The sequence below is a fragment of the bacterium genome (genome assembly GCA_019695305.1).
Taxonomy (GTDB): Bacteria; UBA10199; UBA10199; order UBA10199; family JAIBAG01; genus JAIBAG01.
In genome coordinates this window covers 128,612-153,813 of sequence record JAIBAG010000003.1, presented here as the reverse complement: position 1 = coordinate 153,813, position 25,202 = coordinate 128,612, and the positions used below count along the sequence as shown (strand labels likewise).

Here is a 25,202-nt window from a genome sequence, read left to right as displayed (position 1 = left end):
GTGGGTTAATAAAATTGCTTAACTGTTTGAATTATACGAAGTTTATAAAAAAAATGTCAACACTAATTTGAAAAAAATTTACATTTTTTTCATTTTTGTCTTGAACTTTTTATTTTTATTCACCCATTTTTTGTTCACCAACCCGGTGAGGCCAAAGTTTTTGTCCAATTTTCTTCATCATCCAGCGAAAAACTTTCATCAAACTCATCTGTAGAATTTCCATCTTCAACAAACACATCATCAACGGTATTTCCTTGATCATCAAGCATTGTAAGCGTTATTGTATTTTTAAAATCACCCGCCGGATTCCCAATTACCAACACTTCGTTAGCTTCTAAACTTAAAAAATCGTCTTCCATACTTGAAAAAAACACAGCATCACCGGGTGAAGAAAAACTAAAGTTTATATCGGTTCCATCCACCATGGTCACCGACCAATTTTTTATGTTCACAACCTCATTTCCAAAGTTTTTTATCTCAAAATACTCATCACTCACACTTATTGTGCCTGTTCCGGGTATTTCATCAAACAAAATATCGTTACCACCCAAGCTATCATTCCAATCTTTTTGTGGATCGGTCACCACTTCTGTAAATTTTACCAAGTAAGGTGCGGCATTATTTTGTTCTGTTGTTGGTAAAAAAATTTCATCGGATGTGGCATTACTTTCTGCCTCTTCTTCTACAAAAATATCGGCACTGCCCGGCGACGGAAGAGGATTGATTACAAAATCGGCCGCATTATTATTAGTATCTATGGCAGAAACACGCGATAAACTGCTTCCCGCAGGAGCATCGAAGGCTGCCTCTTGTTCATAAAGTTGAGAAATGCCGGTGGGAAGCATTCCATAACCTACAAGATCAACTACTGACCCACTATCATCAAGCAAGCGGATGCTATCGGGTCCGTTTTGAGGGTCAAACTGGGTGAGATACTGATAAGAACTCAGTTGTGTAGATGTTGTAGAGTTTGTTTTTAAATCGGCAATCACAAAAAAACCATTCTCTGGAACTTCTGAGGGACTTGGTAAGGTGATTTTTTTTTGAACAGCACCGTCATCCCCATTCACAAGTTCAATTTGATAACCATCCAAAAAACTATGGGGTGTTGCATAAAGCTCAATAAAAGCCGTGCCGTCGGTATCGCTCACTTTATCATCATAATAAATTTCGTAGATTATTGCTTCGCTAGGTCGGCTGAGATTAGAAGGAGGTATTGTAGTAGATAATGAATCGGGCGATGTGGGGGCATTACTATTATCCAATACCTCCTCTTCTGGTGGGATTGCGGAGGGATGAAAGCTTAAGCTTTTACAGGCACACAACAACATCATCATGATTAAAAATATAATTCTCATAACCCACACCTCCACCATCTTGCTTTAAAAGCATCGTGGGTTAAGGCATTTATTTTTTGGTTATACAGTTCAATTTTAAGACAAGCTTCGTTGTTGCTCCCTGCCTTTGCCACTTTTTCTACCAATTGTTTACGCTCGGCATAGTTTTTAAACAAAAGTTCCGACATGCTCATGCGCATCCGCGATAAATCCCGTTTTTCTTGCGACACGCTTAAAGTTTTATCGTGAAAAATAAGATCGGCCAAATTCCACACCGCCCTCACCCGAATATTATCGGCCTGATAAACACTATTATCCCAGTTATTATCGGGCGGCCCCACACTAACAGCACTGGAAGAAACAGAAATATTATCGTTAATGGCAATAGCCTGCGTTTCGCGCAAAAAATGATCGTAACCCACACTAAGCACAGGAAACCATGCCGATCGGTTCATTTTTTTATCCCACTCCCGCATGGCTTTATAGTCCATCGACTCTTCTTTTAAGTAAGAATCTAACACCTCGCGATATGAGGGTTCGTCGGCTAAACGAATTTTGGCCATGGCCGGTTGCGACAACACAATCAATAGAAAAGTGATAAGTAAGTTTTTCATGCCATCACGCAACGCAAGCTTTGTGCCAAAAAAAATAAAGCTGAAATTAAAAGATTTTTTATATTTTAAATTAAAAAAGAGTCTCATTTTGGGACTACGCCTGATTCATTTTGAGACTATGCTGAGACTCTCGATTAGCATTTTACAAAAAAATATAGACTAAAAATAAAATGGCCCATGGCATTTCATTTGCATCACTGTCGGCATGAAAAAATTATTTCTTCTATTCATTATATGTATCAGTTGTACTCCTAGCCTCACACCTTCGATTAGACACACAGAATTGGACAATTCTCTATCCAGCTACTTGCACATCATTGCTGTCAACGTGGGCCAGGGAAATTGCACGATGATTGTCACAGCTGATAAAGAAGCGTTGCTCATCGATACAGGCCCTTCCGATTCCGGAACAGAAGCCCTCATTCCACTTCTTGAAGAGTATGGCATTACTGCACTCACCCTTATCATCACTCATTTTGATGCCGATCACATGGGGAATGTGGATGAGTTAGTAGAAGCTGGTTTTGATATTCATGTTTATGATCGCGGCACTGATCCTTTGGATCCTTCTTATTTAGATTATCTCTACCTAAGTCTTTTGGAAGGAAAGAGAGAAGCCCTACTTGCAGGGTCTGTGCTTACACCCCGGGATGATCTGGTAATCACCACAATTGTTAGTGATGGTAGTTTTGAAGATGGTACAAAAATAGAAATAGAAAGCGAAAACGAAAAAAGTTTGGGGCTTCTTCTAGAATATGGATCTTTTAAATTATTTGCAGGAGGTGATTTAACAGGGGGAGGCAATGAAACAGTGGATTTAGAAACTCATACGGCCGATTTAACCGGGCCTGTGGATGTGTTGATTGTGAATCATCATGGGAGCAATACCAGTAGTAATGAGCATTTTTTGAGGATATTGGATCCTGTCGTTTCCGTTTTATCGGTGGGAGCTAATGCTTATGGCCACCCTACCCCCGAAGTAATGAACCGCCTTTCCCAAATAGGCAGCTCCGTTTATAAAACTGAAGAAGGTGACATTGATATTTTAGTGCATATGGATGGGAGTTTTGAGGTGGAGGGGGATAGCTACCCTTAAGAGTAACCCCTCCCTTAAGCTAAGGGAGGGACGGGGTGGGTTACTCTTAGCTTTAAGAAAACTCCTTTATTACCTCAATATTTTTCACTATCTTCTCCCCATGCTTAAAAAAATCTTCCACACCCTCCCCTGGATCGCGCTCTCTATTATAGGCGCCTTTGCCTACACCACCATTGCCCTTCACCGTGGCGAATCACTCAATGCCGTTTGGATACTCCTCTCTGCCCTCTGCACCTACACCATTGGCTATCGCTTTTATTCCAAATGGATTGCCACCAAGATCGCCGTCTTAAACGACAACCGCAAAACACCCTGCGAGGTTCATGAAGACGGCCGCGATTTTGTGAAAACTAATAAATGGATTGTATTTGGCCATCACTTTGCCGCCATCAGCGGCCCGGGTCCTTTGGTGGGCCCTGTTTTGGCTGCTCAATTTGGTTACTTGCCCGGCACTTTGTGGATTCTTATTGGTGTTGTGTTAGGCGGAGCGGTTCAAGATTTCTTCATCCTATTTTCATCCATGCGCCGTAACGGAAAAAGTTTGGGTGAAATGGTAAAAGAAGAAATCAGCGGCTTTGCCGGTATTATTGCCCTTATCGCTATTGTCTCCATCATGATTATTCTTATTGCTGTTTTAGGACTTGTGGTCGTCAAAGCTTTAGCTCATAGCCCTTGGGGAACTTTTACTATTTTGGCAACCATCCCCATTGCCATGTTTATGGGATGCTACATGCGTTTTATCCGTATTGGCAAAGTAAGCGAAGTGACCCTTATTGGCATTGTTTTATTGCTAGCATCCGTGTGGGGAGGAAAATTTTTTCACGAAATTCCTGCACTCTCAAAAATTTTAACTTTTGATGGCCCAACTTTAGCCTGGGGCATTATAATATATGGTATCCTCGCCTCTATTCTTCCGGTTTGGCTCCTCTTAGCTCCCCGCGATTATCTTTCTACTTTTATGAAATTGGGAACGATTGGCGCTTTAGCCATTGGTATTCTCATTGTGATGCCCGAAGTGCATATGCCCGCATTAAGCCGTTTTATTGATGGAACAGGCCCTATTTTTGCCGGCAAAATCTTTCCGTTTTGTTTTATCACCATAGCCTGCGGTGCCATCAGCGGTTTTCATTCACTGATTGCCAGTGGCACTACACCAAAACTGATTACCCGCGAAAGTCATGCGCGTATGGTGGGTTATGGAAGCATGATTTTAGAATCGTGTGTGGCCATCATGGCCTTAATTGCCGCCACCACGCTTGACCCCGGTGTTTATTTTGCCATCAACACCCCTCCTGCTGCTTTTGGTGGCGTTGCCCAAACTACAGTTCAAACCATTAGCGGTTGGGGATTTCCAGTGACTGTTGAACAAATGACAAGTCTTGCAGCCAATATAGGCGAAACAACTCTCTTTGGACGTACAGGGGGCGCCCCCACTTTAGCCGTAGGGATGGCGCATATTTTTTCTCAGGTATTAGGAGGCGAAAAGTTAATGGCCCTTTGGTACCACTTTGCCATCATGTTTGAGGCTCTTTTTATTTTAACAACCATTGATGCCGGCACGCGTGTGGGCCGTTTTTTATTACAAGCCCTCCTTGGTCATATTTATCAACCTTTGGGTAATATCAACGCATACGGCCCCAATATTGCGGCAAGTTTATTGTTTGTGTGTGGCTGGGGTTATTTTTTATACAACGGCGTGATTGACCCCAATGGCGGTATTAATTCGTTATGGCCACTGTTTGGTATTGCTAATCAGTTACTCTCGGTAATTGCGCTTTGTCTGGCCACCACAATTTTAATTAAGATGAATAAGAGCCGCTATATTTTGGTTACTCTCGCCCCTCTGTTGTGGCTCGTGAGTGTAACGTACACAGCAGGATTAACAAAAATATTTTCAGCCGATCCTAAACTGGGCTTTTTAGCCCAAGCTCATTTTATGGAAGGACAACTGGCTCAAAATTTAATTCCCGCCGATAAAATTGCCGCTACGTCTCAGATTATTTTTAATATGAAGCTTAATGCTGTAGTTGATGGAGTGTTTCTGGCTTTAGTGACCATGATTTTATTAGCCTGTTTTAGCAAATGGATAAAAATGAAGTTGGGAAAAGAACCGCTTCATTTAAAAGAATCACCCGCTTATTTTTTTTATACCAGCACGCCTGTTGGGGTTTCTTATTATGTGAAGGAAGAAAATAATAAATTAACAGGTCAAGCTTGGGCAAAAGAAATGGAACACAAATTTACCAGGCCACGGTGTTGTTAGTCGCCACCTGGATTGTAATCTTCAAGTTCAGGATTTTCTCTAGATTCGCGCGCTTCTCTTTCGTTAGGGTTTTCATCACGAGTCAACACACGCAAGGGTAAGCTTGTGTAAAAAGCTTTAAATAATACGGGATCTACCACCGTGATTTCGGCAGGATCTACCAACACGACCTCACCTGTGATGATATTGGTTTTATACTGCAAGCCACCATCTTCATAACCAAGGCCATAACGGGCCAGGGTTGCTTTAATAACCTCTAAATTTTGGTCGGCTATAGCTTTAATATCTGGTGTTAAAAATGCTGATGTGGTCCACACTTGAGGGTCTAAATAATTCATTTGAACCACATCATAACTTAATCCAGGTATAATTCTGCTATCAACAGCGGGATGACCAAATTCTGTTTCAAAAACAATTTTGCTATAACCCTCCACATGCACAACCGGAACTCCAATAGCCTCTAATAAAGTATCTCCAAATTGAGTATTACTAGGATCCTCACGCGTCGTGCTGGTATTATACAAAACTTTGTATGCCTTAGTGCCGTCTGTAAACACTAATCCCGAATCTCCGTTATCAACATAAGTTAAACTGTCAACAGCAGGCGGCGTTACACTGGCAATAGCCGGGTAAGATATAATAAAACCTTCTCCTATAAATTTATCACTAAACGTATAAACATCTAACGGCCCACTTTCGGAACCACCTAAAACACGCGTTGAAATAGAAACTTGGCGCACAACAGGCGATGCGGCAGATACATCATCCGTACTTCGCACTAATCTAAAAGCCGCACGCGATCTGGGAGTAGCAGTGGTGACAGGACTTGTATTTGTTGCCACTAAACGAGCACTGGTGATTTCTTTATCAAGAAATTCTTGAAGCTCGTCAGGATCTCTTTCCAACACATGCGTTTCTAAAGCATCTAACTCCTCCATGATAGATTCGCTAGTTACATCGTCATAATGCATACGTGTACCTATTAGTGGCCGGCCCATAGGCAAACCAAAGGCCATAGGCAAAATTCCATCAAAATCATCATCATCGGTTTCCGCCTCAGTTCGCATATTTTCTAAATACGCTTCCCCTAATTTATCCAATAAATGTCCCTGAAAACCTCTGTAAAAGTAATTTCTAATATCTTCTTTGGCTACATCATTTAATTTTACGCGGTACCGCCGTTCATACTCTTTTATTGTGTAAGTTATTTTTGCTTCTATAGCGGGCATCCAGTCTTGCACTAATTCGGCCATGCCTTCTTCGTCTGGAATAATAGAAACAGCTTGCGGAGCCGCTACAACTTCTTCCTGCGTGGACCTAACAGGAAACGGAAGAACTAGTCCTAATTCTGGTTCCGTTGGAACACTATTTTGGCCCTCTTTTACAAACTTCACCGTCACTACTTTTCCGCCCTCCAGCGTAATGGTATACACTTGGCCTAAATCGAGGGGATTGGCAGGGGCATAAACCAAGCGAAGATCAGCCTTCATCATCATAGTTAACATCTGCACATAAAAATTTAATTCTGTTTGTGGATCAACAGAACCCTGTAAATTATCATAATAAACATCATTTTTAGACTCTCTCCCACTCATGTACATCAATCTTCCAAAAATAAGCTCAGGATGAAAAACCACATCTATTGCTTTTTTGTCTGATTCTAAAAAGGAGTCTACGATATTTTTAAAAGTAGTAGCCAGACAGTCATTGTTATATCCACCTGCTAAATGATAAGTGTCAAAATTACCAAAGGGAAAACTTGAATTGACCCCCAAAAAATCAAGACTTCCATCGAGGCTATAAAATGTAGAAGTCATTTGTAAAAATACATCGGGATGAACAGGAAAACGAGAGTCGTAAAGAGCAACACGCGGCACATCCTGATAGTCATTAGCTAAAAAGCTGCCAACATTAGTAGCTGCAGGTCCATCGGCGTGGGTTATTAAAAATACAGCACCTGTATGATCCTGAGAAGGTGAAGTAACACGTTCTTTTTGGAATGGATTTCTAAAAGATGTGTCTGGAAGAACATTTGAAAAATTAATTTGATCAATTCCTAAATCAAACGTTGGGGCAGGATAATGAATTGGATCGACATATCCCAAATAAGGATGGTCATATTCACTCAAAAAACGACCGTCACCGGTTAGCACGCCTAAAAAAGCTCCCCCCGCATCATGAAGCCAATGTGTTAAACCTTCATAAGGTTCATCATCATTTAAAATATGATATTTACCCTCTTCATCTTTATGCACTTCTACAGCCACACGCACTCCATCTGAATAATAAAATGCTTCAAATGAATTTGAAGTCGCTGGATGCGGGTGCAAGGCTTGGCGGGTGGGTTCTACGGAGGCTACATAATCCCCCAAATCACGATCTGGTTTTTGTTGCTCAGCCTGGATTCCTTCCCTCACAAACTTCACCGTCACTTTACGGCCATCGGCAAGTGTTACTGCGTACAAATGCCCCAAATCAAGCGGATTGGCAGGGGCAGATACTAATTGTATCTCACCAAACTCTTCTACTAATTCGTGTATATAAGCATCTAATTCGGCTTGTGGATTGGGAGCTCTTTGCAAATTATCATAATATATATTGTAATCTATATTGCCGCTTTCTAAAACCAAAGGGCCGTAAATTAATTGAGGGTGTAAAATAATTTCTATACTTTCCCTTTGCGACGCTTCAAAAGCCTGCACAACATCTCTCACCGTACGGTATACACAATCAACATTAAAGCCTCCCGCCACATGATAACGGTCAAAGTTTTCAAACGGGAAATCAGAATTGCGCCCAACAAGACTAAGAGCTCCATCGGCACTATAAAAAGTACGCGTTGTCTGTAAAAACACATCAGGATCAACAGGATAACGGGGATCGTAAAGAGCAACGCGCGGTATATTTTGATAGGCGCCATCCAAACTGTTGCTAATTGCCGTACTCACAGGCCCCTTGGCATGAGTAATAAAAAATACATCTCCAGTATGAATATCAGACGGTGACGTTACCCGCGCTTCCTGCGCAGGATTTCTAAAAGAAGTATTGGGTAAAAAGCTGGCCAAATTAATTTGAGCAATTTCCAGATTTACCGTTTGGTCTGTACTCAGTGTTCCCGAAACTTCTGGATAATGAATGGGATCGCTATATTCAAAATAAGGATAGTTATCCACATCTAAAAAACGCCCATCACGTGTTATTACACCTAAATAATCCCCGCTCTCGTCATCATGAAGCCAATACGTCATTTTTTCTAAGGGGCTACCATAAGTTGAAGCTTTATATCTGCCATCTTCATCCCATTCCACATCAACGGGCATGCGCATTCCATATAAATAATAGAAGGCACTAAAAGAACCGCTGCTTTCCGGATTCAGATTATTTGTTGGCACAAACGGAACAAACTCTCCCCGCACATTTATCCACGCATTCCTGCTTCCCGAATAAGCCCCGCCGTCTCTTAACAAGGCCGAGGCCATCCTTGGTAAATTAGGAACCTCCATCACTGGTTCGGCATCGCTGTTTAAATGCGCTTGCGTTACCAAATTAAAATTGCCACCCGTGGCTTCATAAATGCGAGCGGCTGCATATCTATTGGATAAATCCATTTGTAAATAAAACGCACGCTCCACCGAACCTTCTGGGCCAATTCTATCGGGTGGTAGCATATCTACCGTCCAAACTTCGGCCCCCATGGCACGAGCTAAGCGGGCAAAAATAGTGTCTGGTCCGCAACCCAAATCTAAAATACGCATACCAGCTAAAACTTGCGCCTCAATCAGGCGAGCCACATCGCTTCTATCAGGATGTAAATCGGGATTTAAGGCAGCATCCACAATTTCCGGATCTACCAAGGCCAGAGCCTGAAACAGTTGCCGTACGGTATCGTAAGAATTATAAACAAGCCCGCCACCCAAAACTGCCGGCACACCAGGCACAGCACCATCTTCTAATCCGGTAACAACTTCAAAGCCTCCTTTTACTGCAATTTGATCTTTTAAATAAATAATGCGAAACGCTAAGTCTCGCGCTTCGGTAAGAGGCTTTATATTCTCTTCTACATATTCTATAGCGGCATCCGAAGGCTTGGGCAATTTTGGTAACTCTCGTCGCAGCTTTTCTAATAAAGCTTTATACTCCGGTATCCGCATATCACCAGCCACCTGCATTCCTTCTTCCGGCTTTACCGGCAAATCACCGCTAAAAGCTTCAGGATCCACAACATCAATCATGGGTGTTATGTCGTTATGTTGTTCGGCTATTTCATCGGCACCACTTGTAGCTTCGGGCAAAATCACTTCGTGATACTCCTCGGCTGTGGGTAAAATAAAAGGCGGCATGGGAGGAACCAGAGGCGGAACAACAGAACTTATACTTCTAACACCTTGAGGCAAAACAAGTGTTGGTACTACAGGTTCTAGAACAGGCGCAACATACCCCGGATACCGCACGGCCAACGGTTCGGCCTTAATCGCTTCTATTTCGCTAGGCATGAGCATGCGCGGGGCTTGATAACGCGCTACTGTGGGTAACGGCGGAACGGAAGAATTACCATTCACCACAACAGGCCTCACTGTGGTTTGGGTTGTTGTTTGCAGACCACCGCCGCTTGATGTTGTTGCACCACTTGCTCCTTGAGCGGCCAGCGGTAATGTTTCTTCGGGTAAATAGGGATTGTACGGAACAGCAGTAGGTCTTGAACCTGGTAATTCGGTTACTACACCCGGTTTAATACGAATATCTCCCGGTGCATAAGGATTAGAGCTTCTGATGGGTGTGGTAATTTCAACTTCGGGAAAAACGGGCTGAGCATTTTGAACAAACTGTTGTGACAGCGAACCGCGCCCACCTGCTGCTCCACCTAAACCATAAAAAAGAGCACCCAAACTTATACCCAAAGCTTCGTGCGCCACAGCAGTAAGTTGCGCCTGATACGCTTCTGGCCCATTATCCAACACCATGCTCATTTTTTCCGCTTCAAACCTGTAAATAGGATCCGGTAAAATGGGTGCATTAAGCATGGGATTAATATTATATCCAACTATTTGATCCAACTCTTGGGCCTTACCAAAAAAAGTACGAGGGATGTTCACGGCATAATATCCACCGGTAAAACCAACTTCATCGTTAAACGATACACGATAACGCTGCCCACTTTTCAAATCGTAAGCATAATAAGTACGCGGTCCAAAGCCTTGTACCGGACGTTCAAAATCTATTTCTAATTCAAATTGCGGGATTAAATTATCGGCCGGCCGTTCATACACAATGCCCATTTTAGTTGCCAAAACAGAAATTACGTTTTCCACTTCATCATAAAAAATGCGTAAATCATTGTATGGAACACGGTTATAAATATCGTGACGTAAATCACTTAGCTTTTGCGCGTTGGGTTTATCTTGCAAAGCATAATTGGAAATAAACAAACTTGTAGTATCAAAACCACGTTCCCACCACACTTCAAAGGCGTGCTTAAAAGTTAAATCGTGATTAAACTGATTAAGATAAGACCACAAACGATTGTTGCTTACACCAAGGTCTTGTTGAGAAAATGAGAGAGTTTCTTCGTTTGACACCAGTGCAGGTGTATTGCTCGCCACAACATCACTTAAACCTACACTATCAACTTCCACATATTCATCGTTTGTAGTGGGACAAATTTGCGATTCATCCACAACCAATGGCACAGTACTTTCTTCGGGCAATAGAGAAACATTATCCTCTTCGTAAAAAGGATCGTTTGGGTCGCACTGGGGAGGAAATAAACTGTAATCAAATTCATCCATAATAAAAAAACGCCCCTTTAATGGGGCTATCAAATTCTGTTAAAAATGGATCATCGTGCCCAGATTGATCGCTTATAGGTTATCGGTAAATTGATAGAAAAGTTGCGAGGTATTTAAATAATAAAAACAACAACTTAAAGGGTGCCAGGTACATCTTGGGCATGCATCTTGGGCATGTTTGCGGGCAAATATACAGCTATTAAATTGACAATTTTATATTTTACTAGTTAATATATATAAATATGAATAAAAATCAAATGCTTAATGCATTTAAAGCGCTCGATTCAAAGCTTAAAACACAGGCAAAATTGCTTTTAGGTGGCGGCGGAGCCATGGTTTTAGCCTACGATTTCCCACTGGCCACACACGATTTAGATGCTCTTTTTTATCAGTCCTCCATTACTGAAGCTGATGTTGAAAAGGAAATTATTGAAGTAGCCGACGAACTGGGAATCCCTAAAGACTGGCTTAACTCCCACTTTCAAACTTTTCTTTATACACTCCCTAAAAATTACCCTACTCGTCTTAAAACTATCTACGAAGGCCCTCATTTAAAAGTGGATGCCTTAGGTAAAGAAGATTTGCTCATTCTTAAATGCTTTGCCGGCCGCGATAAAGACATTCCTCACGCCAAAGCTCTCATTAAAAAAGGAGCCGATCCCGATATTGCCGAAGCTCATATTAAAGAAATGGCAGAAAAAAATATCCCTAAAGCCGAAGAAGCAAAAGAATTTTTAACAAATATTTTGGATGATTTAGGACTGTAACAATGAAAACACCCAACATACAACAATTATCGCGCCTTTATTACGAGCTTGGTAAAATTGGTGCGCGAGCTGTAGGCGAAAACAAAGCCTGGGATGAAACACCACAATCTCTTGAGGCTTTACTGGCTCTTGCCGCCGATTGGTCGCGCTACGACGCGCGTTTATTTGGAATTTTGGTGGATTATTGTTACGATCACTGGAAAAATATCAATCCCCTCTTGTTGCGACAGAATATGCAACAGATGCAAACGCCACAAACCTTATTGGTAATATTCAATTTTATTTATTCATCACATCCCAATACCGAATTGGAATATTACTATAACTATTTAACCAAAGGCTACAAACCACTCAGTACTCAATTATATTTTATGAACCTATACGGTGCAGGTACCCCATTAATGGAAAAAGCCGCCACCGAAAGTTTAAAGGAATATTTAGACTGGGGATTTTTGGCTCGTGAAAAACCAATTTTATATGGAAAAAACAGAGAAACAATTGGCCATTGGGCCATCAATCAAAGAGAAAATATTTTAAAGAGAATTCTCAAGGAGAAAAAAACCATTACCCTTAGCGAATACCTGACTGCTCTTGATCATTCCTTGTCACGCCAACAAGCTTTAATTGACCTGCAAAATTATACCCCTATCAAATCCATTTCCAAAGGAAGAGCCAGCTACTGGACTCTTCGCTAAAACAGGCAACTTTTTTAGCTCTTTGCCGATAATCGTCCTTGAAAATAGCCCTAGTTTTGATACAAGAAAGCAATTCATGACACTTAAAAACACTTTAAAAAACATGCCGTTAGAGGATGTAAACTCTCAAAAAACGCTGCAAAACAGCCTTTTATTGGGATCAAACCTGCTGTTATCCCAGCAGTTTAAAGAAGGTTATTGGTGGTATATTTTAGAAGCCAACGAGGGGATTAATGCCGAGTATATCTTCATGTGCCATTACATGGGGCTTACTAATGTTGATACGCAGAAAAAAATTGCCCAGCGTTTAGTAAACACGCAAGCCGCCGATGGATCGTGGAATTTATTTTATTCGGCCGCTGGCGATTTACACACCACCATCGAATGTTATTTAGCGTTGCGTTTGTGTGGATACGATACAACTCACCCTACTCTTTTAAAAGCCAAAGAATTTATTCTTAAAAAAGGTGGCCTTACTCAAACGCGCGCCTTTACGCGCATTCATTTAGCTCAATTTGGATTAATTCCTTGGGAATACTGCCCCGCCATGCCGGTAGCTTTTATTCATATGCCAGCCTGGAGCCCGCTTTCTATTTACGATTTTTCAAGCTGGGCGAGGGCTACTATTGTGCCGCTCTTAGTGCTGCTAGAAAAGAAAGTAACGAGGAAAGTCGATTTTAACTTGGATGAGTTATATGTGGAAAAGTCTGCTGTCATTCTGAGCGAAGCGAAGAATCCCTCGAAAACAAGTAGATCCTTCGCTTCGCTCAGAATGACAAATCAAGAGCCTGACTGGAGTTTTAAAACTACTAAAGGCGCATTTTCTTTTGAGCAGTTCATGATTAATCTCGATAAAACGCTCAAAAAGTTTGAAAAATATTTGCCGGCCAAAAAATCGGGTTTGCAAGCTTGCGAAACCTGGATACGGGCCCATTTAGAAAAAACCGAAGACATTTATCCGGCGTTAGCTTACGGCGCTCAAGCGCTGCATGTTTTGGGATACTCGCAAGATGACCCCATGATTAAAAAAGCGCTTAAAGCCTTGGAGTTTTTTCAAACACCGTCGGCAAGTTTAAATGCAGCAATCCCTACTCCAGACAAAACAGGTGAAACAATTTATCAACAATGCTGTGTATCACCCGTATGGGATACCCCTTGGGCTGGTGTGGCGTTAGCCGAAGCCGGTGTGCCGCGCAACAACCCACAACTTGTAAAAGCTGGCGAATGGTTACTCTCCAAACAAATTTTAGACTGTTACGGTGATTGGTATCAAAAAAATAAAGGAGCATTGCCCGGTGGCTGGAGTTTTGAATTTGAAAACGATTATTTTCCAGACGTAGATGATACGTTTGAAGTGCTCTTGTTTTTATCTAAAATTGATATTCCTCAAGACAAATTTATTAAAGCCTCAGCTAGGGCCCTAACCTGGATTGTTTCCATGCAATCGTCCAACGGAGGCTGGGGTGCTTTTGATAAAAACAGCACCAAGGAAATTCTCAATAAAATCCCCTTTTCCGATCACGAAGCTTGCCTCGATCAACCCAGCGCCGATTTAACGGGACGCGCTTTAGAAGTATTTAAAGCATTCGGCTATACTCAGAAATATAAACCGGTTAAAAAAGCCATCAAGTTTTTGGAAAACACACAGGAACAAAACGGCAGCTGGTGGGCGCGCTGGGGCGTTAATTACCTCTATGGTACTTGGTGTGCACTGCAAGGCTTACAAGCCATTGGCTATGATATGCAGAGTGACAAGGTTAAAAGAGCTGTAAGCTGGCTTAAATCGGTTCAAAATGTGGATGGTGGTTATTCCGAAAGTTGCGATTCGTATGTTTTAAAACGCCACACGCCCTACCCCCACTCTACAGCTTCACAAACAGCCTGGGCCTTAATGGGGCTTATTGCTGGTGGTGAAGGAAAAAGTTTAGAAGCCAAACGAGCGGCTGATTATCTTATCAATTCTCAAAATGTCGATGGTACTTGGGACGAACCCTATCATACCGGCACAGGATTTCCCGGCCATTTTTATATCCGGTATCACGGATATCGGCATTTCTTTCCCGTGTTAGCCTTAGGAAAATATAAAAAAATTTAAGCTGCTTTGGCCTTAAACGGCTTTAGCTTTAAAAAAATAACCGGGATTAACAATAAATCACCAATAAGCGCAAACATACAACAACAGGCCACCGCTACGCCAAAATGCGTAGTAGGCCAAAGTTGCGAAAAAGAAAGCATCAAATACCCACCAGCCAGCATTAACGATGAGCTAATCAGCGGGACTCCAATTTCATCAAATACTTTTTTAAGAGCTTCATCGTGCGTAAGTCCAAACTGTTCTACATACTTTTTCATACGCCAGATGATATTAACGGTATCGTCCATGGCAATTCCCAAAGACACAGCAAATGTCATAGCCGATGCAATATTAATCCAAATATTAAAAAAACCCATAAAACCACCTACCATTAAAAGGGGCAAGGCACTGGGCAACAGCGACAACAAGCCCACTTTTACCGAGCGAAATAAAAATATCATGGCAATGGCTATAAAAACACCCGAGGTTAAAAGCGACACCACAATAGTATGGGGAATAAATCGCAATACTTCGGACGTGCTTAACGCTTTACTCACAAGTTTGGTATTAAATTCGGGAGAAAAAGAAGTACTAATTGTTTTTGCCGCAGCATCAAAATCGTCAAGAGAATCCTTAAGAGTTTCATTAACCGACGAAAAAATACGTGTTACCGCTTTGGAATAATCTAAATTAATTAAGCTACGTAAATGAAGTTCGGCCTGATTCATTTCCATTACCAGCATAATTTGTTCTATTTCGGCACGGGTATCCGGAATTTTATAATAAGTCGGATCATTATTATGCAAAACCTGATTAAAATATTTTACCAAATCGGCAATGGAAGAGATGTGGTTGGTGGATTTAAAATTTTTTGCTTCGGCTTGAGCAAAAGTATCGAGCTGCTTCATAAATTGAGGCTCTAAAAGCAGCCCAGGAGTATCGGTATCGTGCAAAATATCCGACTCTACCCCGCCCCCTACTCCCTTTCTGGCAAAATTATTGGCCTCAATCATATTAATTTTGGTATCATTTTTAAAATATTTAAGACTCGACTGATTGATTTGCAGCTCCGAAATCCCTATTAAAGAAAGCACAATAAGAAGCATACAGCCCACGCCTACTGAAGAGGGGTGTTTTGAAACTAATTCATACGCCTTATTAATTGTGAGTTTAAGATAAGGGTTTTCTGCTTTATTTGGTCGATTTGATTTACTTTTGGAATTATTAAGAAGTATAGGAAAAATCGTAAACGAAATAGCGTACTCCACAATAACAGCAATAAAAACGTAAAGACCAAAATCTTGCAACGAATTAACCACACTAGTGACAAGGGATAAAAAGCCAAACCCATTAATAATGCTGGTAAATAAACACGGAGCGCCTATGTTTTTAAACATAATCCGCATGCGCTCTATAGCCGGTAAAGTATAATCGGTGCGTTGAAACTCGTTAATAATATACACCGAATCGCAAATATTCATGATCACAATCACGGCCGGCGCCATGGTGGTGAGCCAGTTAAATTTAACCCCCAGTAAACCCAAGGTTCCCACAGTAATACCCATGGTAATGAGCAGTTGTACAAAAGTAATAAGAGTTACAAACCAGTTACGATACAAGTAAATAATAAGTAAAAGAATGGCCACAATCATGATGGGTGTCAGTGTATTCTGTTCTTTCTCTACCACTTCGCACACCGAGCGATTCATCACCGGTAAACCAAAAATAAAAAATTTAACCCCGCTCTCTTTTGTGACTTCATCAGTAAAGGCGCGGGCCTCATTGATAAGTTTAGAACGGGTGGCATCATCATGCCCTAACTCAGGAAAGCGCGCCAAAATTGCAGCTGCCTTTCCAGACTCGTTATAAATTAGGTTTTTATAGAGAGGATTTTCTATTAGTGCCTTGCGTTCTTCGGGCGGAACACCAGTTTTAATCCAGGCCTCTGGAATAAAAGGCACTACATTTAAAGCATCTCCTTTTTCATCCTTAACACTCACGGCTTTCCACAAATTGGTTAAACTTAAAACTTCGGTATAAGGTTGAGTTTTGAGATACTGAGTTACCTTTTGGGTAACAGCCAATGAAGACGCACTAAAAGCATCATCGGTTTCGTACATAATACTCATGTACTCATCCGAACCAAAAATTTGGCTCATCTTTTGGCTTAAAATAATGTTGGGATCGTTACGAACAGCGATAGCTTCAAACGAGTTGTCGGGTTTAATTGTACCCGCAAAAGGCGCTAAAAAAAGAGTGAGAACAAGAGCTAAAATTGTAATGTAGGTTTTGTAATTCCAAACCCACGAGCCCATTTTTTCAAAAAAATTCATACACGCATCCTATTCTCAAAACTGTGCAAAACAATTATTATTTTTTCTTTTTTAAACTACCGCCAAATGAATATGAAAGCCGGGAATAAACATAGGTATTATTGTCAAAAAAGGAAAGCGGCAAATCCGGATCGCTATCCTGATTAATAATGCTTCCCCCTACAGTAAAACGCAGCTCTTTATACACATTGGTACCCGCTTCAAAAAACACAATCATTTCTTCATTGGATAAATCTTTCATCATACCCAATTCAAACGACGTGTTACGTACATCGTTTAATACAAACTGCGTGCCCAGAAAAATATCATTTTTAAGAGGTCTAAATTCCTCAAAATAATTGGTATGCTTGTCTTCACCTATATACTCGGCGCTTAAAATAAGAGTGCCGGTTTTAAAAACACCATCAAAGGTGTAATCTACTCCTGGTACAAACTGAAAATAATTGTTGGGAATGGCATCGCTCACATTAGCCAAAGGTAATTGATGTGGCTTTTCTGGATTACTGGCTGTAATTTTATACGCAGCTTCGGCATGCAAGGTAAATTTACCTAATACAGAAGCCACATTAAAACCAATCATGTCGATGGTGTAGTAAAAAGGCTGAATTCTCAAATTAAGATTGTTATCTAAAAGCAGATAAAAAGAAGGCTGACGTTCTGGCCCATGATAGTAATGAAGCGAAATATCAGTTGCTTTAATAGACCCAGAAACTTTAAGCCCTGCCCCAATTTGACGTCCATACCCTGCAATTTCCTGCTCCTCAAAGGCTGTAAAAGCAGCACCCATGGCCTGATTATCCAAACTAAAACGCGAATCAAACTTGGGCAATGGTGTTTCCATAAAAACAGGGAGCACGTACACATCCACGCCAAACTGACTTAAAAAACCCAACTGTGGATTGGTATATCTAAAACCAACCATAGGATCCCCCAAACGCTCGGGGCGATAATAATTACGCTCTAAATCTTTACGATTCATTACATCGGTAGGGTTAAACGAGCGGGATACTCCCCATGGCACCATTTGGAAACCGGCCGACAGTTCAATATTGTTGGTGTAATATTTGAGATAAGCTTCGTTTGGAATATACCGCATGCGATTAACATCGAGTGCATCAAAATAAAAAAGAGGTTTGATATTTACTAAAAAATTATCACGGTTGTCGTACAAAAAACCAAACTCAGCTTCAAAATTAAGCTGGTCGTTTATAGGGTGCTCACTTCGAGAAAAGAAATAATGCTGATTCTGGAAAGCTAAGTCGGCTTTATAATCGAGCTTGTAATTGGTATTTTTTTGTTTGGCTGGTTTTGTTTCTGTTACAGCTTGCACAGGAGCAGGTTCTGATGCCACGGGAGACACCGGCGCAGGCGTTTGGGGAGCTGGAGTTGATACAGGAGCCGGAGCAACTTCAGGCGGTGGCGCTTGAATGATGGGCACCGATTCGGTGCTAATAGGCTCACGATGCCGTAAATTGGGCCAAGATTCTTTGGCTTGCAGCTGGCATAAGGGCGCACATAAAAATCCCGTTAATAAAAATGTAGCTAATAATGCGCGCATATCTATTCATGACCCTTTTTCCCCTTACATCTCTCTACCTCCCCTAACCCCTCCTTACAAAGGAGGGGAAACTCCTCCCCTTTGTAAGGGGAGGTTGGGTGGGGTAGCTTATCTTTCCAACACACTCGTCATAAAATCGGCATCTTTTAAACCGGTTTGCAAAGCAAGAGATTCTACCACTAATGTGGAAAATGTTTTTCTATTTAAATCTTCCATCATAATTTTATAAGGTCTCCAAAATTTTGCGTTAATCTGACGATAATCATCAAAAGTAGCACGTTTTACCAAAGTACCTTTGTCATCATACAAATCCATGCGGGCATTTTGCAAATTATCATCACGTACCCACAGTGTTACTTTAGAATAAATGGATGTTCCCGGAAGCGGAACCGAATCAATCACCGAACAGTTGGTAGCACCACAAGGTTCGGCCTTCACATAAGTATAGGTAAAATCGCTGATGGATCTGGGCGCCATGTCTTCGTAGGTAAAATCGGACCCAATAAAGCTGCCTTTTTTGGCTCCACCCACAATGCGGTTACTCTTTTTTAAAGCCGGCAAATAAATCCACTGATCGTCATCACGCCCTTTGTTTTCATAAGTTAATAAGCCAGTACCACTTAAATTGGCAGGTTGCGTGATTTTTAAAAGAGCCTTACGTCCGGCACTCGCTGTTTCTTCCAGACTTTGATACTCAAATTCGCGAACAGCTTCGTCACCACCCTGCCCTTTAATAATCATCTTGCCTGTACCTTTTTCATCTACAAAGCCTTTATTCACCGCATCTTGCTTTTGAATAATATCCAGGCCCGTAGGTGTTTGTGCACTGGCCACTAAGGATGTAAGTGTTAAAAAAATGGTAAGTAAAAAACGAAGCATATGTCCCCCTTTAGTGAAAAAATGTAAACAAATTAGTAAAATTGGAAGTTAAACCAATCATACTTGATTCATGAATATCACAATAATCGTCATCCACAAAATCAATTCCAATGTAAACCGAGTTAGCACCGGTTCCTATGTCACTCACTTTAGCAGCCCAAGGGCCAATATTATCCAAACCAATCAACTTGGATGAAACAGGAAATGTAGAATTTTGTTGAAAATACGCTTTTACAGCGGCCTCAATTAAAAAATCAAATTGAGTTATATCAAGCGAAAAACCATTAAGGTTTACTGTTCCACTTAAATTTTCAATTTCTGCATTTTGAATCTCTACGTTAACACCCGAATCACAAGAAGTATTTACATTTGCTTGCAAAATAAGATTGAGAGTAAAATCATCTTCATTTAAATATCCTTTAAGTGGCATGTCAATTTCAATGAGGGCATTAGAACCACTTGGAGCTTTATGAATATCAAATTGTCCCCATGGTTTTAGAGAAAGATCTAAATCGGTAATACCTAAATTTATATTAAAATTTTGGCACAAAAGCCCACTCATACCGGTTAACGAAATAGCCGTAGAAAGAGTCCAATACGGAAGTTCAAAAGTAACATCACCCCAACTAGGTATATCCGCTGGGTTAGTATCTACTTTATTCATAGGCAGGCCTAATATTCCGCAAATATTTAACCCTTTTTGTACATTCACTGCTAAAGTAAAATCCATGAACGCCTTGCCATTATTGTCGGTTGTTAAATTGGTAAGTTGAGGTTTGTAATGAAGAGGTAAAGGCGAACTAAGGTCTCCCTCTAAATTAATCAAATCTTTGATCATGGCGTTAATTTTATCTAACATTTCACTATTAAAAACATCAGAACCGGCCGTTGCAAAAACAGGATCATCAGCACCTACATCACCCATCATCATGGTACGGGCATTAAGATGAGGGAGAGCCTTGCCACCATCAAAAGTTACTTTTTCAAGATCAAACGACGAATCTGTCACTGCTTTTACAATGGGATAGGCACCAGTAGAGTCAATCCCTAATTCAACTGTTAAACTTGCCGACAATGTTTTTCCTTCCAAACTAAACGTTTCATGCTTTTTTAAGCAACCCCATATTTTGGGAAACGATTCAAAATCCATATCGGCTTCTACTTCGGCATTATCCGAATCAAAATTGAGCTCCAATTTATTACCCGCTAAAAACCTGCTTTCTACATTGGCATGAGCCATATCAGGCCACAATTCCACAGTTGAGGCTTTTAGTTTCCAGTCGTGTAGGCAAAAAGGAGTTTTATCGTCTTCTTCAGATAACAAGGTAATGTTTTTAAGCCGCAAACCCGTATCAAAATTGTCGGCGTTGGCCAAACTGGGCAAAACAGTATCCGTTAAAAAATTGAGACTGTTTATTTTTGCACGCAATCCCTGCATATAAAAAGTATATTCGCCATCTTTAAAAACAGTGCCCTGTGCATGAACTAAATTTTCGGAGTTACTTGTAAAATCACGTAATTCACTTAACAACAGCTCAATCCAACTACCAAAGGAACCACCGCTATCATCATCATCATCATCATCATCATCATCATCTCCGCCATGCACACTTCCATTTTCTATCGAGGCAGGATCACAACGGTTAGTCGATGTAGCTAAATTGCAATTTACATTTAAAATACCTTCATAATTATATACCCAGGGTTGCTCTTCCAGTATTTCATCGGCATCGCTTAATACGTGAAGCCCCAAAATTTCATTCCAGGCCCCTGCCCAATCGGTCCAGTCAAATAATTGCGGGTCTATCCCTTGCGCTTCCAAAAAATCAAAAAACTGATTTTCATTTAAAATATCATCCCCTAAATTTTTATCGGCAGCACTACCCCATCCTGTATTGTGAGTGTCTAATTGAGTGTTGCCGCCTAAATAAATTGCCGGCAAAGTTTGTGTACTGGCGGCATCGGAATTAAGTGTTACCGTTACGGCATCCATCACCACGCTATCATTACCGCTTGTATAAAGCGCAGGACCACCCAATACGGCCTTGTTTTGAGTGATTGTCACATTACTTAAAGTAATTATTTTAGATTGCCCGTCAAAACCAAGGCTAGCAATAGCGCCTCCATAGCCGGCTGTATTATTTTGCAGGGTCGAGTTTTCAATTTTAACATCGCCATAACCTTCTACAAAAATTGCGCCACCCCAACTTACTGCTGTGTTATTTTGAAAAACAGAATTTGTAATTAGCACATCGGCATTAGTAAGTGCGTTGTTACGATACAGGCTAATTTTAACACCAGCTCCCTTTTCGGCCACGCCGTTTTGAAAGGTAAGGCCTTTTAATACCACATTTTGAGTATCGTTAATTTGTAAAACAGAACCGGCGGCAAGAGGATGGAGAACAGTTAGATCGGCCAAGGCTTTATTACCATCGGCAATGTTGGAAATAACCAAATTATCTTTACCAGAACCGCTAAGATTAAGTGTTTCATAATAATTGCCGGGGCAAATAACAATTTGCGTGTTACTATCGGCTAAATCAATAGCGCCCTGAATGGTGCGTGTAACAGCATAATCATCGTACTCGGTAAATAAATTACGCAACAAATCTACATAAATTGTTTTTTTGGAGGTATTGGTAAAATGCGTAACCGATAATCCACGAGCTTCTACTTCATCAATCCATTCGCCGACGCTGTTACAGGTATACGATACCTGCCCATCAGAATTGTCACCGTTAATCTCATCAATCGCTTCCTGAGATAATTCGCAAGCACTGCCTGTTTGCTGTGCCACACAATCACGAACAAGATCTAAATCGGTAAAACTGAGTCCGCAGGTAATCACATCGGACATATTGCAATAATTAGCCCTATTACGTTGGGCGCAAGCCGATATTAAAGAAATGAAAAGAATAAGAACGGCAAATTTATAAAAGCGCATAAAAAATTCCTCTGTGTTCTCCGGCCCATAGCATACTTATCGGATTTTTATTGCAAAAGTTGCTAAAAATAAGCTGGAAAGAAAAGCTTACAGGATAAAGTTTTATCCTTATAAAATAATGATTTTTAAGAGAAATCCCTATTGCAATAAAATGCTGCATTGCGTAAGGAATAGATCAACCATGGGCATGGGGGAAAGGGAGTTCTTATGATAAAGCCCATAGCCCCTGTTTCGTTAAGTAATAACCCTGTTTTCATCACACCTTTTGCCCCTGAATTAGAGCAAAACTTTACTCCTTCTAAATTGCCAGAAGAATTTGGAGGCTCCCCGCTTCCGGTTTGACATCCGGTTTTAACACAACAGGCCACGGGAACCAGCGATAGCGCCACTTTTTGGACAAATATTGGTACAGACACAGACCCTGTTTGGTATCACGGAACCTTCAACTTAAGTACGCTCAATTATGAAGTGTACATGAATACTGAAATGACCATTCCAAATCTTGACCGTGCCATCGGTGTCATTACGCTGACCGCAGGTGATGGAGTAAGCAATTATAAAAAAATAACCCCTTCTTTATCAGTAGAATCCATTCAAAGACCATCAAACAACGAAATCATTTATTACTTATTTTATGATGGAAGCCTGATTGATGCCTTTATTGGTTATCAAGTTAAATTTACCATTAAAAAGCAAAGCGACAGCACTATAGTAAGTTGGGAAAAAACAGGGGATCCCGGAATATATCAAAGCAAAACATTTTCTTTTGGCATTGATGTGAACACATCCTTTGAAAAATGCACCGGCTCCATGAGTTTTAAATTAAAGCCTGGCACTTCTAATGTTTATACGGTTGAATTTTATTCAAATACAACGCCTTCTTTTTACACCGCTTTCGTTTCTGGCTATGCACATAAAAATGCCGAAGACATAAAAACAGAAGCTATAAAAGAAGTAAAAAACACGTTCAAAGAATTAAAAAAACTTTTTGAAACTTTAAATTAATATTGTTTTACTTTGGATAAGATATTATTTTTTCTTGCTAGCTGTAGCGCGGGTAATACGGCTCTTTGATTTGCCAGTTTTACTGTCAAAGTCAACCGAGGCACTTACATTAATTACCAAGCCTTTTACAGCTTTGGCAATTTCTTCGCCTACGTTTACTTTTTCTAAAAATTTGGAAACCTCTTTGGCCAGCATTTCTACCAGCACGTCTTTATTTTTTTCAACTTTAGAGAGTAAACCATTCACAAAATCGCCAGTGATGTTAGATTCGGCAAAAGCCTTTTTAGCCATAGATGCCGAGCCAAGGCTTGCAAACACTACTTTTTTGGCAAAACTGGCCAGTGAGATGTTGGTTTTAGTTTCCATATTAAAGCGATTCTTCAATTCTCTTTTTAAACGATTTAAGCATGCCGGGAAGACTTGAGCTTATCAGTTTTTTCTGAATTAAACCTGGCACCGGGATTCCCAATTCTATATCCACTACATAGGTAGCTTTGGTAACACCCTTTTTTACTTCCTCCAAAATCCATTCGCCCTGATTTTTTTTAATAATGTCATCGCCATCAACAAACGACCATTTTATAGAGCTTGGAGATTTACCCGTCATTTTTAAAGTATAAGTCACTTTTTTCATGAGCTCGACAGTAAACGTAACTTCCTGGGAAGAACCCGATTTTTTTCCTAACTTCACATCTTTAGTTTCCTTGCAAAACTCTGTGTAACTTTCGTAATCGGTAATCACGTCAAAACATGCTTTAGGTGAAGCATTAATTTCAATTTTTTCTTGAACTTGAGCCATGTTGAAGAAGTGGATGGTTGATAGTGGATAGTGAATAGTAAGAGAGCTCTCTTTTCCATTCACCATACACCATTCACAATCCACCAGCTAAAAAGTTGGTTTTCTGTCAAAATGATGCCGTGTTTTAATAAACCGTATGGTTCCCGATTTACTGCGCATCACAACCGAATGCGTTGTAGCACCACCACCAAAATAACGAACACCCTTTAAAAAGTCTCCATTAGTAACACCCGTTGCGGCAAACATCACATCGCCGCTGGCTAAATCGTCAATGCTGTAAATTTTATCTTCGTCAGTGATACCCATCTTTTTTGCACGTTCACGTTCTTCGTTGTTGCGGAATTTAAGACGTCCCTGAAAATCACCTTCTACACAACGTAAAGCCGCCGCCGAAATTACACCTTCTGGCGCCCCACCTGTACCCATGAGAACATCCACACCCGACTGTTTAAAACAGGTAGAAATAGCTCCCGACACATCACCATCTCCTATCAATTTAATACGGGCTCCAGCTTCACGGGCTTCGCGAATAAGATCTTCGTGACGAGGACGATCGAGAATAATAACCGTTAAATCATTCACCGCACATTTTTTAGCTTTCGCAATTTCGCGCAAATTATGTGTGGGTGATTTGGATAAATCAATGGCGCCGCGTGCACTACGACCTACCGCAATTTTTTCCATGTAAGTATCAGGTGCATGTAAAAACTTTCCATGCTCGGCCATGGCAATAACTGAAATAGCACCCGGGCCACCCGAAGCACACAAATTGGTTCCTTCTAAAGGATCAAGAGCAATATCGGCCTTACTACCACCCAAACCAACTTTTTCACCAATATACAACATGGGAGCTTCATCACGTTCACCCTCTCCAATAACCACCGTTCCGTCAATGTTGATGGAGTTTAAAACCTTGCGCATGGCATCCACAGCTTCCTGATCGGCCGCATTATTATCGCCTTTACCCATGAGACGGGCACAAAAAATAGCGGCCGCTTCGGTGGCACGCACAACTTCCATTGCTAAATTACGATCCATAATTTTAGAGAGCA

General features: G+C 40.9%; 16 protein-coding genes. 6 read left to right on the top strand and 10 right to left on the bottom strand.

The window, feature by feature from the left end; all coding sequences use genetic code 11:
- Nucleotides 1-134: 134 nt before the first annotated feature.
- Together K1X76_02995 and K1X76_02990 are read right to left on the bottom strand one after the other, a co-directional pair.
- On the bottom strand, nt 135-1,358 hold the full coding sequence (locus K1X76_02995) for a lamin tail domain-containing protein (GenBank protein ID MBX7148028.1): 1,224 nt from the start codon (nt 1,356-1,358) through the stop codon (nt 135-137).
- Nucleotides 1,355-1,951, bottom strand: coding sequence for a hypothetical protein (locus K1X76_02990; GenBank protein MBX7148027.1), 597 nt, complete (start codon nt 1,949-1,951; stop codon nt 1,355-1,357). The genes K1X76_02995 and K1X76_02990 overlap by 4 nt, the downstream gene beginning before the upstream one ends.
- A gap of 349 nt (nt 1,952-2,300) precedes the next feature.
- Between K1X76_02990 and K1X76_02985 the strand changes: the two genes are divergently transcribed.
- Together K1X76_02985 and K1X76_02980 are read left to right on the top strand one after the other, a co-directional pair.
- Nucleotides 2,301-3,047, top strand: a complete 747-nt coding sequence (locus tag K1X76_02985) for an MBL fold metallo-hydrolase (protein MBX7148026.1) — start codon at nt 2,301-2,303, stop codon at nt 3,045-3,047.
- A gap of 100 nt (nt 3,048-3,147) precedes the next feature.
- Nucleotides 3,148-5,310 carry a carbon starvation protein A gene (locus K1X76_02980; GenBank protein MBX7148025.1) on the top strand — a complete coding sequence of 721 codons (2,163 nt, stop codon included), beginning with the start codon at nt 3,148-3,150 and terminating at the stop codon, nt 5,308-5,310.
- Here K1X76_02980 and K1X76_02975 read toward each other — a convergent pair.
- Nucleotides 5,307-11,096: a class I SAM-dependent methyltransferase gene (locus K1X76_02975; protein MBX7148024.1), complete on the bottom strand. Its 5,790-nt coding sequence runs from the start codon at nt 11,094-11,096 to the stop codon at nt 5,307-5,309. The two genes, K1X76_02980 and K1X76_02975, sit on opposite strands and share 4 nt — an antisense overlap.
- A 242-nt stretch (nt 11,097-11,338) precedes the next feature.
- On the opposite strand from K1X76_02975, the gene K1X76_02970 reads away from it, so the two are divergent.
- From K1X76_02970 to shc, 3 genes are all read left to right on the top strand, one after another.
- Nucleotides 11,339-11,863 carry a hypothetical protein gene (locus tag K1X76_02970; GenBank protein ID MBX7148023.1) on the top strand — a complete coding sequence of 175 codons (525 nt, stop codon included), beginning with the start codon at nt 11,339-11,341 and terminating at the stop codon, nt 11,861-11,863.
- Nucleotides 11,864-11,865: 2 nt separating this feature from the next.
- Nucleotides 11,866-12,558: a hypothetical protein gene (locus K1X76_02965; protein ID MBX7148022.1), complete on the top strand. Its 693-nt coding sequence runs from the start codon at nt 11,866-11,868 to the stop codon at nt 12,556-12,558.
- Nucleotides 12,559-12,634: 76 nt separating this feature from the next.
- Complete coding sequence (gene shc, locus K1X76_02960; protein MBX7148021.1) at nt 12,635-14,653, top strand: squalene--hopene cyclase; 2,019 nt, start codon at nt 12,635-12,637, stop codon at nt 14,651-14,653.
- Here shc and K1X76_02955 read toward each other — a convergent pair.
- The 4 genes from K1X76_02955 to K1X76_02940 form a co-directional block, all read right to left on the bottom strand.
- On the bottom strand, nt 14,650-16,965 hold the full coding sequence (locus K1X76_02955) for an MMPL family transporter (protein ID MBX7148020.1): 2,316 nt from the start codon (nt 16,963-16,965) through the stop codon (nt 14,650-14,652). The two genes, shc and K1X76_02955, sit on opposite strands and share 4 nt — an antisense overlap.
- A 37-nt stretch (nt 16,966-17,002) precedes the next feature.
- The gene (locus tag K1X76_02950) at nt 17,003-18,523 is read right to left on the bottom strand and encodes a hypothetical protein (GenBank protein ID MBX7148019.1); all 1,521 of its coding nucleotides are present in this window, start codon (nt 18,521-18,523) and stop codon (nt 17,003-17,005) included.
- 108 nt (nt 18,524-18,631) lie between these two features.
- Nucleotides 18,632-19,402, bottom strand: a complete 771-nt coding sequence (locus tag K1X76_02945) for an outer membrane lipoprotein-sorting protein (protein ID MBX7148018.1) — start codon at nt 19,400-19,402, stop codon at nt 18,632-18,634.
- Between the two features lie 10 nt (nt 19,403-19,412).
- Nucleotides 19,413-22,346, bottom strand: a complete 2,934-nt coding sequence (locus tag K1X76_02940; GenBank protein ID MBX7148017.1) for a hypothetical protein — start codon at nt 22,344-22,346, stop codon at nt 19,413-19,415.
- A gap of 474 nt (nt 22,347-22,820) precedes the next feature.
- Here K1X76_02940 and K1X76_02935 point away from each other — a divergent pair, with 474 nt between their 5' ends.
- On the top strand, nt 22,821-23,351 hold the full coding sequence (locus K1X76_02935; GenBank protein ID MBX7148016.1) for a hypothetical protein: 531 nt from the start codon (nt 22,821-22,823) through the stop codon (nt 23,349-23,351).
- A 24-nt stretch (nt 23,352-23,375) separates the two neighbouring features.
- Here K1X76_02935 and K1X76_02930 read toward each other — a convergent pair whose 3' ends face one another.
- From K1X76_02930 to glpX, 3 genes are read right to left on the bottom strand one after another with little or no spacing between them, the layout of a single operon-like run.
- A complete protein-coding gene (locus tag K1X76_02930; GenBank protein MBX7148015.1) occupies nt 23,376-23,717 on the bottom strand; it encodes a hypothetical protein in 342 nt (113 codons plus the stop codon).
- A 1-nt stretch (nt 23,718) separates the two neighbouring features.
- On the bottom strand, nt 23,719-24,216 hold the full coding sequence (locus K1X76_02925) for an SRPBCC family protein (GenBank protein ID MBX7148014.1): 498 nt from the start codon (nt 24,214-24,216) through the stop codon (nt 23,719-23,721).
- A gap of 21 nt (nt 24,217-24,237) precedes the next feature.
- Entirely contained in the window at nt 24,238-25,188 is a 951-nt protein-coding gene (gene glpX / locus K1X76_02920; protein MBX7148013.1) for a class II fructose-bisphosphatase, read from the bottom strand.
- Between the last annotated feature and the right edge of the window lie 14 nt (nt 25,189-25,202).

What these genes read in the sequence shown, in the direction of transcription:
- K1X76_02995 (MBX7148028.1), bottom strand. Translation starts at nt 1,358, where the DNA reads ATGAGAATTATATTTTTAATCATGATGATGTTGTTGTGTGCCTGTAAA.
- K1X76_02990 (MBX7148027.1), bottom strand. Translation starts at nt 1,951, where the DNA reads ATGAAAAACTTACTTATCACTTTTCTATTGATTGTGTTGTCGCAACCG.
- K1X76_02985 (MBX7148026.1), top strand. Translation starts at nt 2,301, where the DNA reads ATGATTGTCACAGCTGATAAAGAAGCGTTGCTCATCGATACAGGCCCT.
- K1X76_02980 (MBX7148025.1), top strand. Translation starts at nt 3,148, where the DNA reads ATGCTTAAAAAAATCTTCCACACCCTCCCCTGGATCGCGCTCTCTATT.
- K1X76_02975 (MBX7148024.1), bottom strand. Translation starts at nt 11,096, where the DNA reads ATGGATGAATTTGATTACAGTTTATTTCCTCCCCAGTGCGACCCAAAC.
- K1X76_02970 (MBX7148023.1), top strand. Translation starts at nt 11,339, where the DNA reads ATGAATAAAAATCAAATGCTTAATGCATTTAAAGCGCTCGATTCAAAG.
- K1X76_02965 (MBX7148022.1), top strand. Translation starts at nt 11,866, where the DNA reads ATGAAAACACCCAACATACAACAATTATCGCGCCTTTATTACGAGCTT.
- shc (MBX7148021.1), top strand. Translation starts at nt 12,635, where the DNA reads ATGACACTTAAAAACACTTTAAAAAACATGCCGTTAGAGGATGTAAAC.
- K1X76_02955 (MBX7148020.1), bottom strand. Translation starts at nt 16,965, where the DNA reads ATGAATTTTTTTGAAAAAATGGGCTCGTGGGTTTGGAATTACAAAACC.
- K1X76_02950 (MBX7148019.1), bottom strand. Translation starts at nt 18,523, where the DNA reads ATGCGCGCATTATTAGCTACATTTTTATTAACGGGATTTTTATGTGCG.
- K1X76_02945 (MBX7148018.1), bottom strand. Translation starts at nt 19,402, where the DNA reads ATGCTTCGTTTTTTACTTACCATTTTTTTAACACTTACATCCTTAGTG.
- K1X76_02940 (MBX7148017.1), bottom strand. Translation starts at nt 22,346, where the DNA reads ATGCGCTTTTATAAATTTGCCGTTCTTATTCTTTTCATTTCTTTAATA.
- K1X76_02935 (MBX7148016.1), top strand. Translation starts at nt 22,821, where the DNA reads ATGAATACTGAAATGACCATTCCAAATCTTGACCGTGCCATCGGTGTC.
- K1X76_02930 (MBX7148015.1), bottom strand. Translation starts at nt 23,717, where the DNA reads ATGGAAACTAAAACCAACATCTCACTGGCCAGTTTTGCCAAAAAAGTA.
- K1X76_02925 (MBX7148014.1), bottom strand. Translation starts at nt 24,216, where the DNA reads ATGGTGAATGGAAAAGAGAGCTCTCTTACTATTCACTATCCACTATCA.
- glpX (MBX7148013.1), bottom strand. Translation starts at nt 25,188, where the DNA reads ATGGATCGTAATTTAGCAATGGAAGTTGTGCGTGCCACCGAAGCGGCC.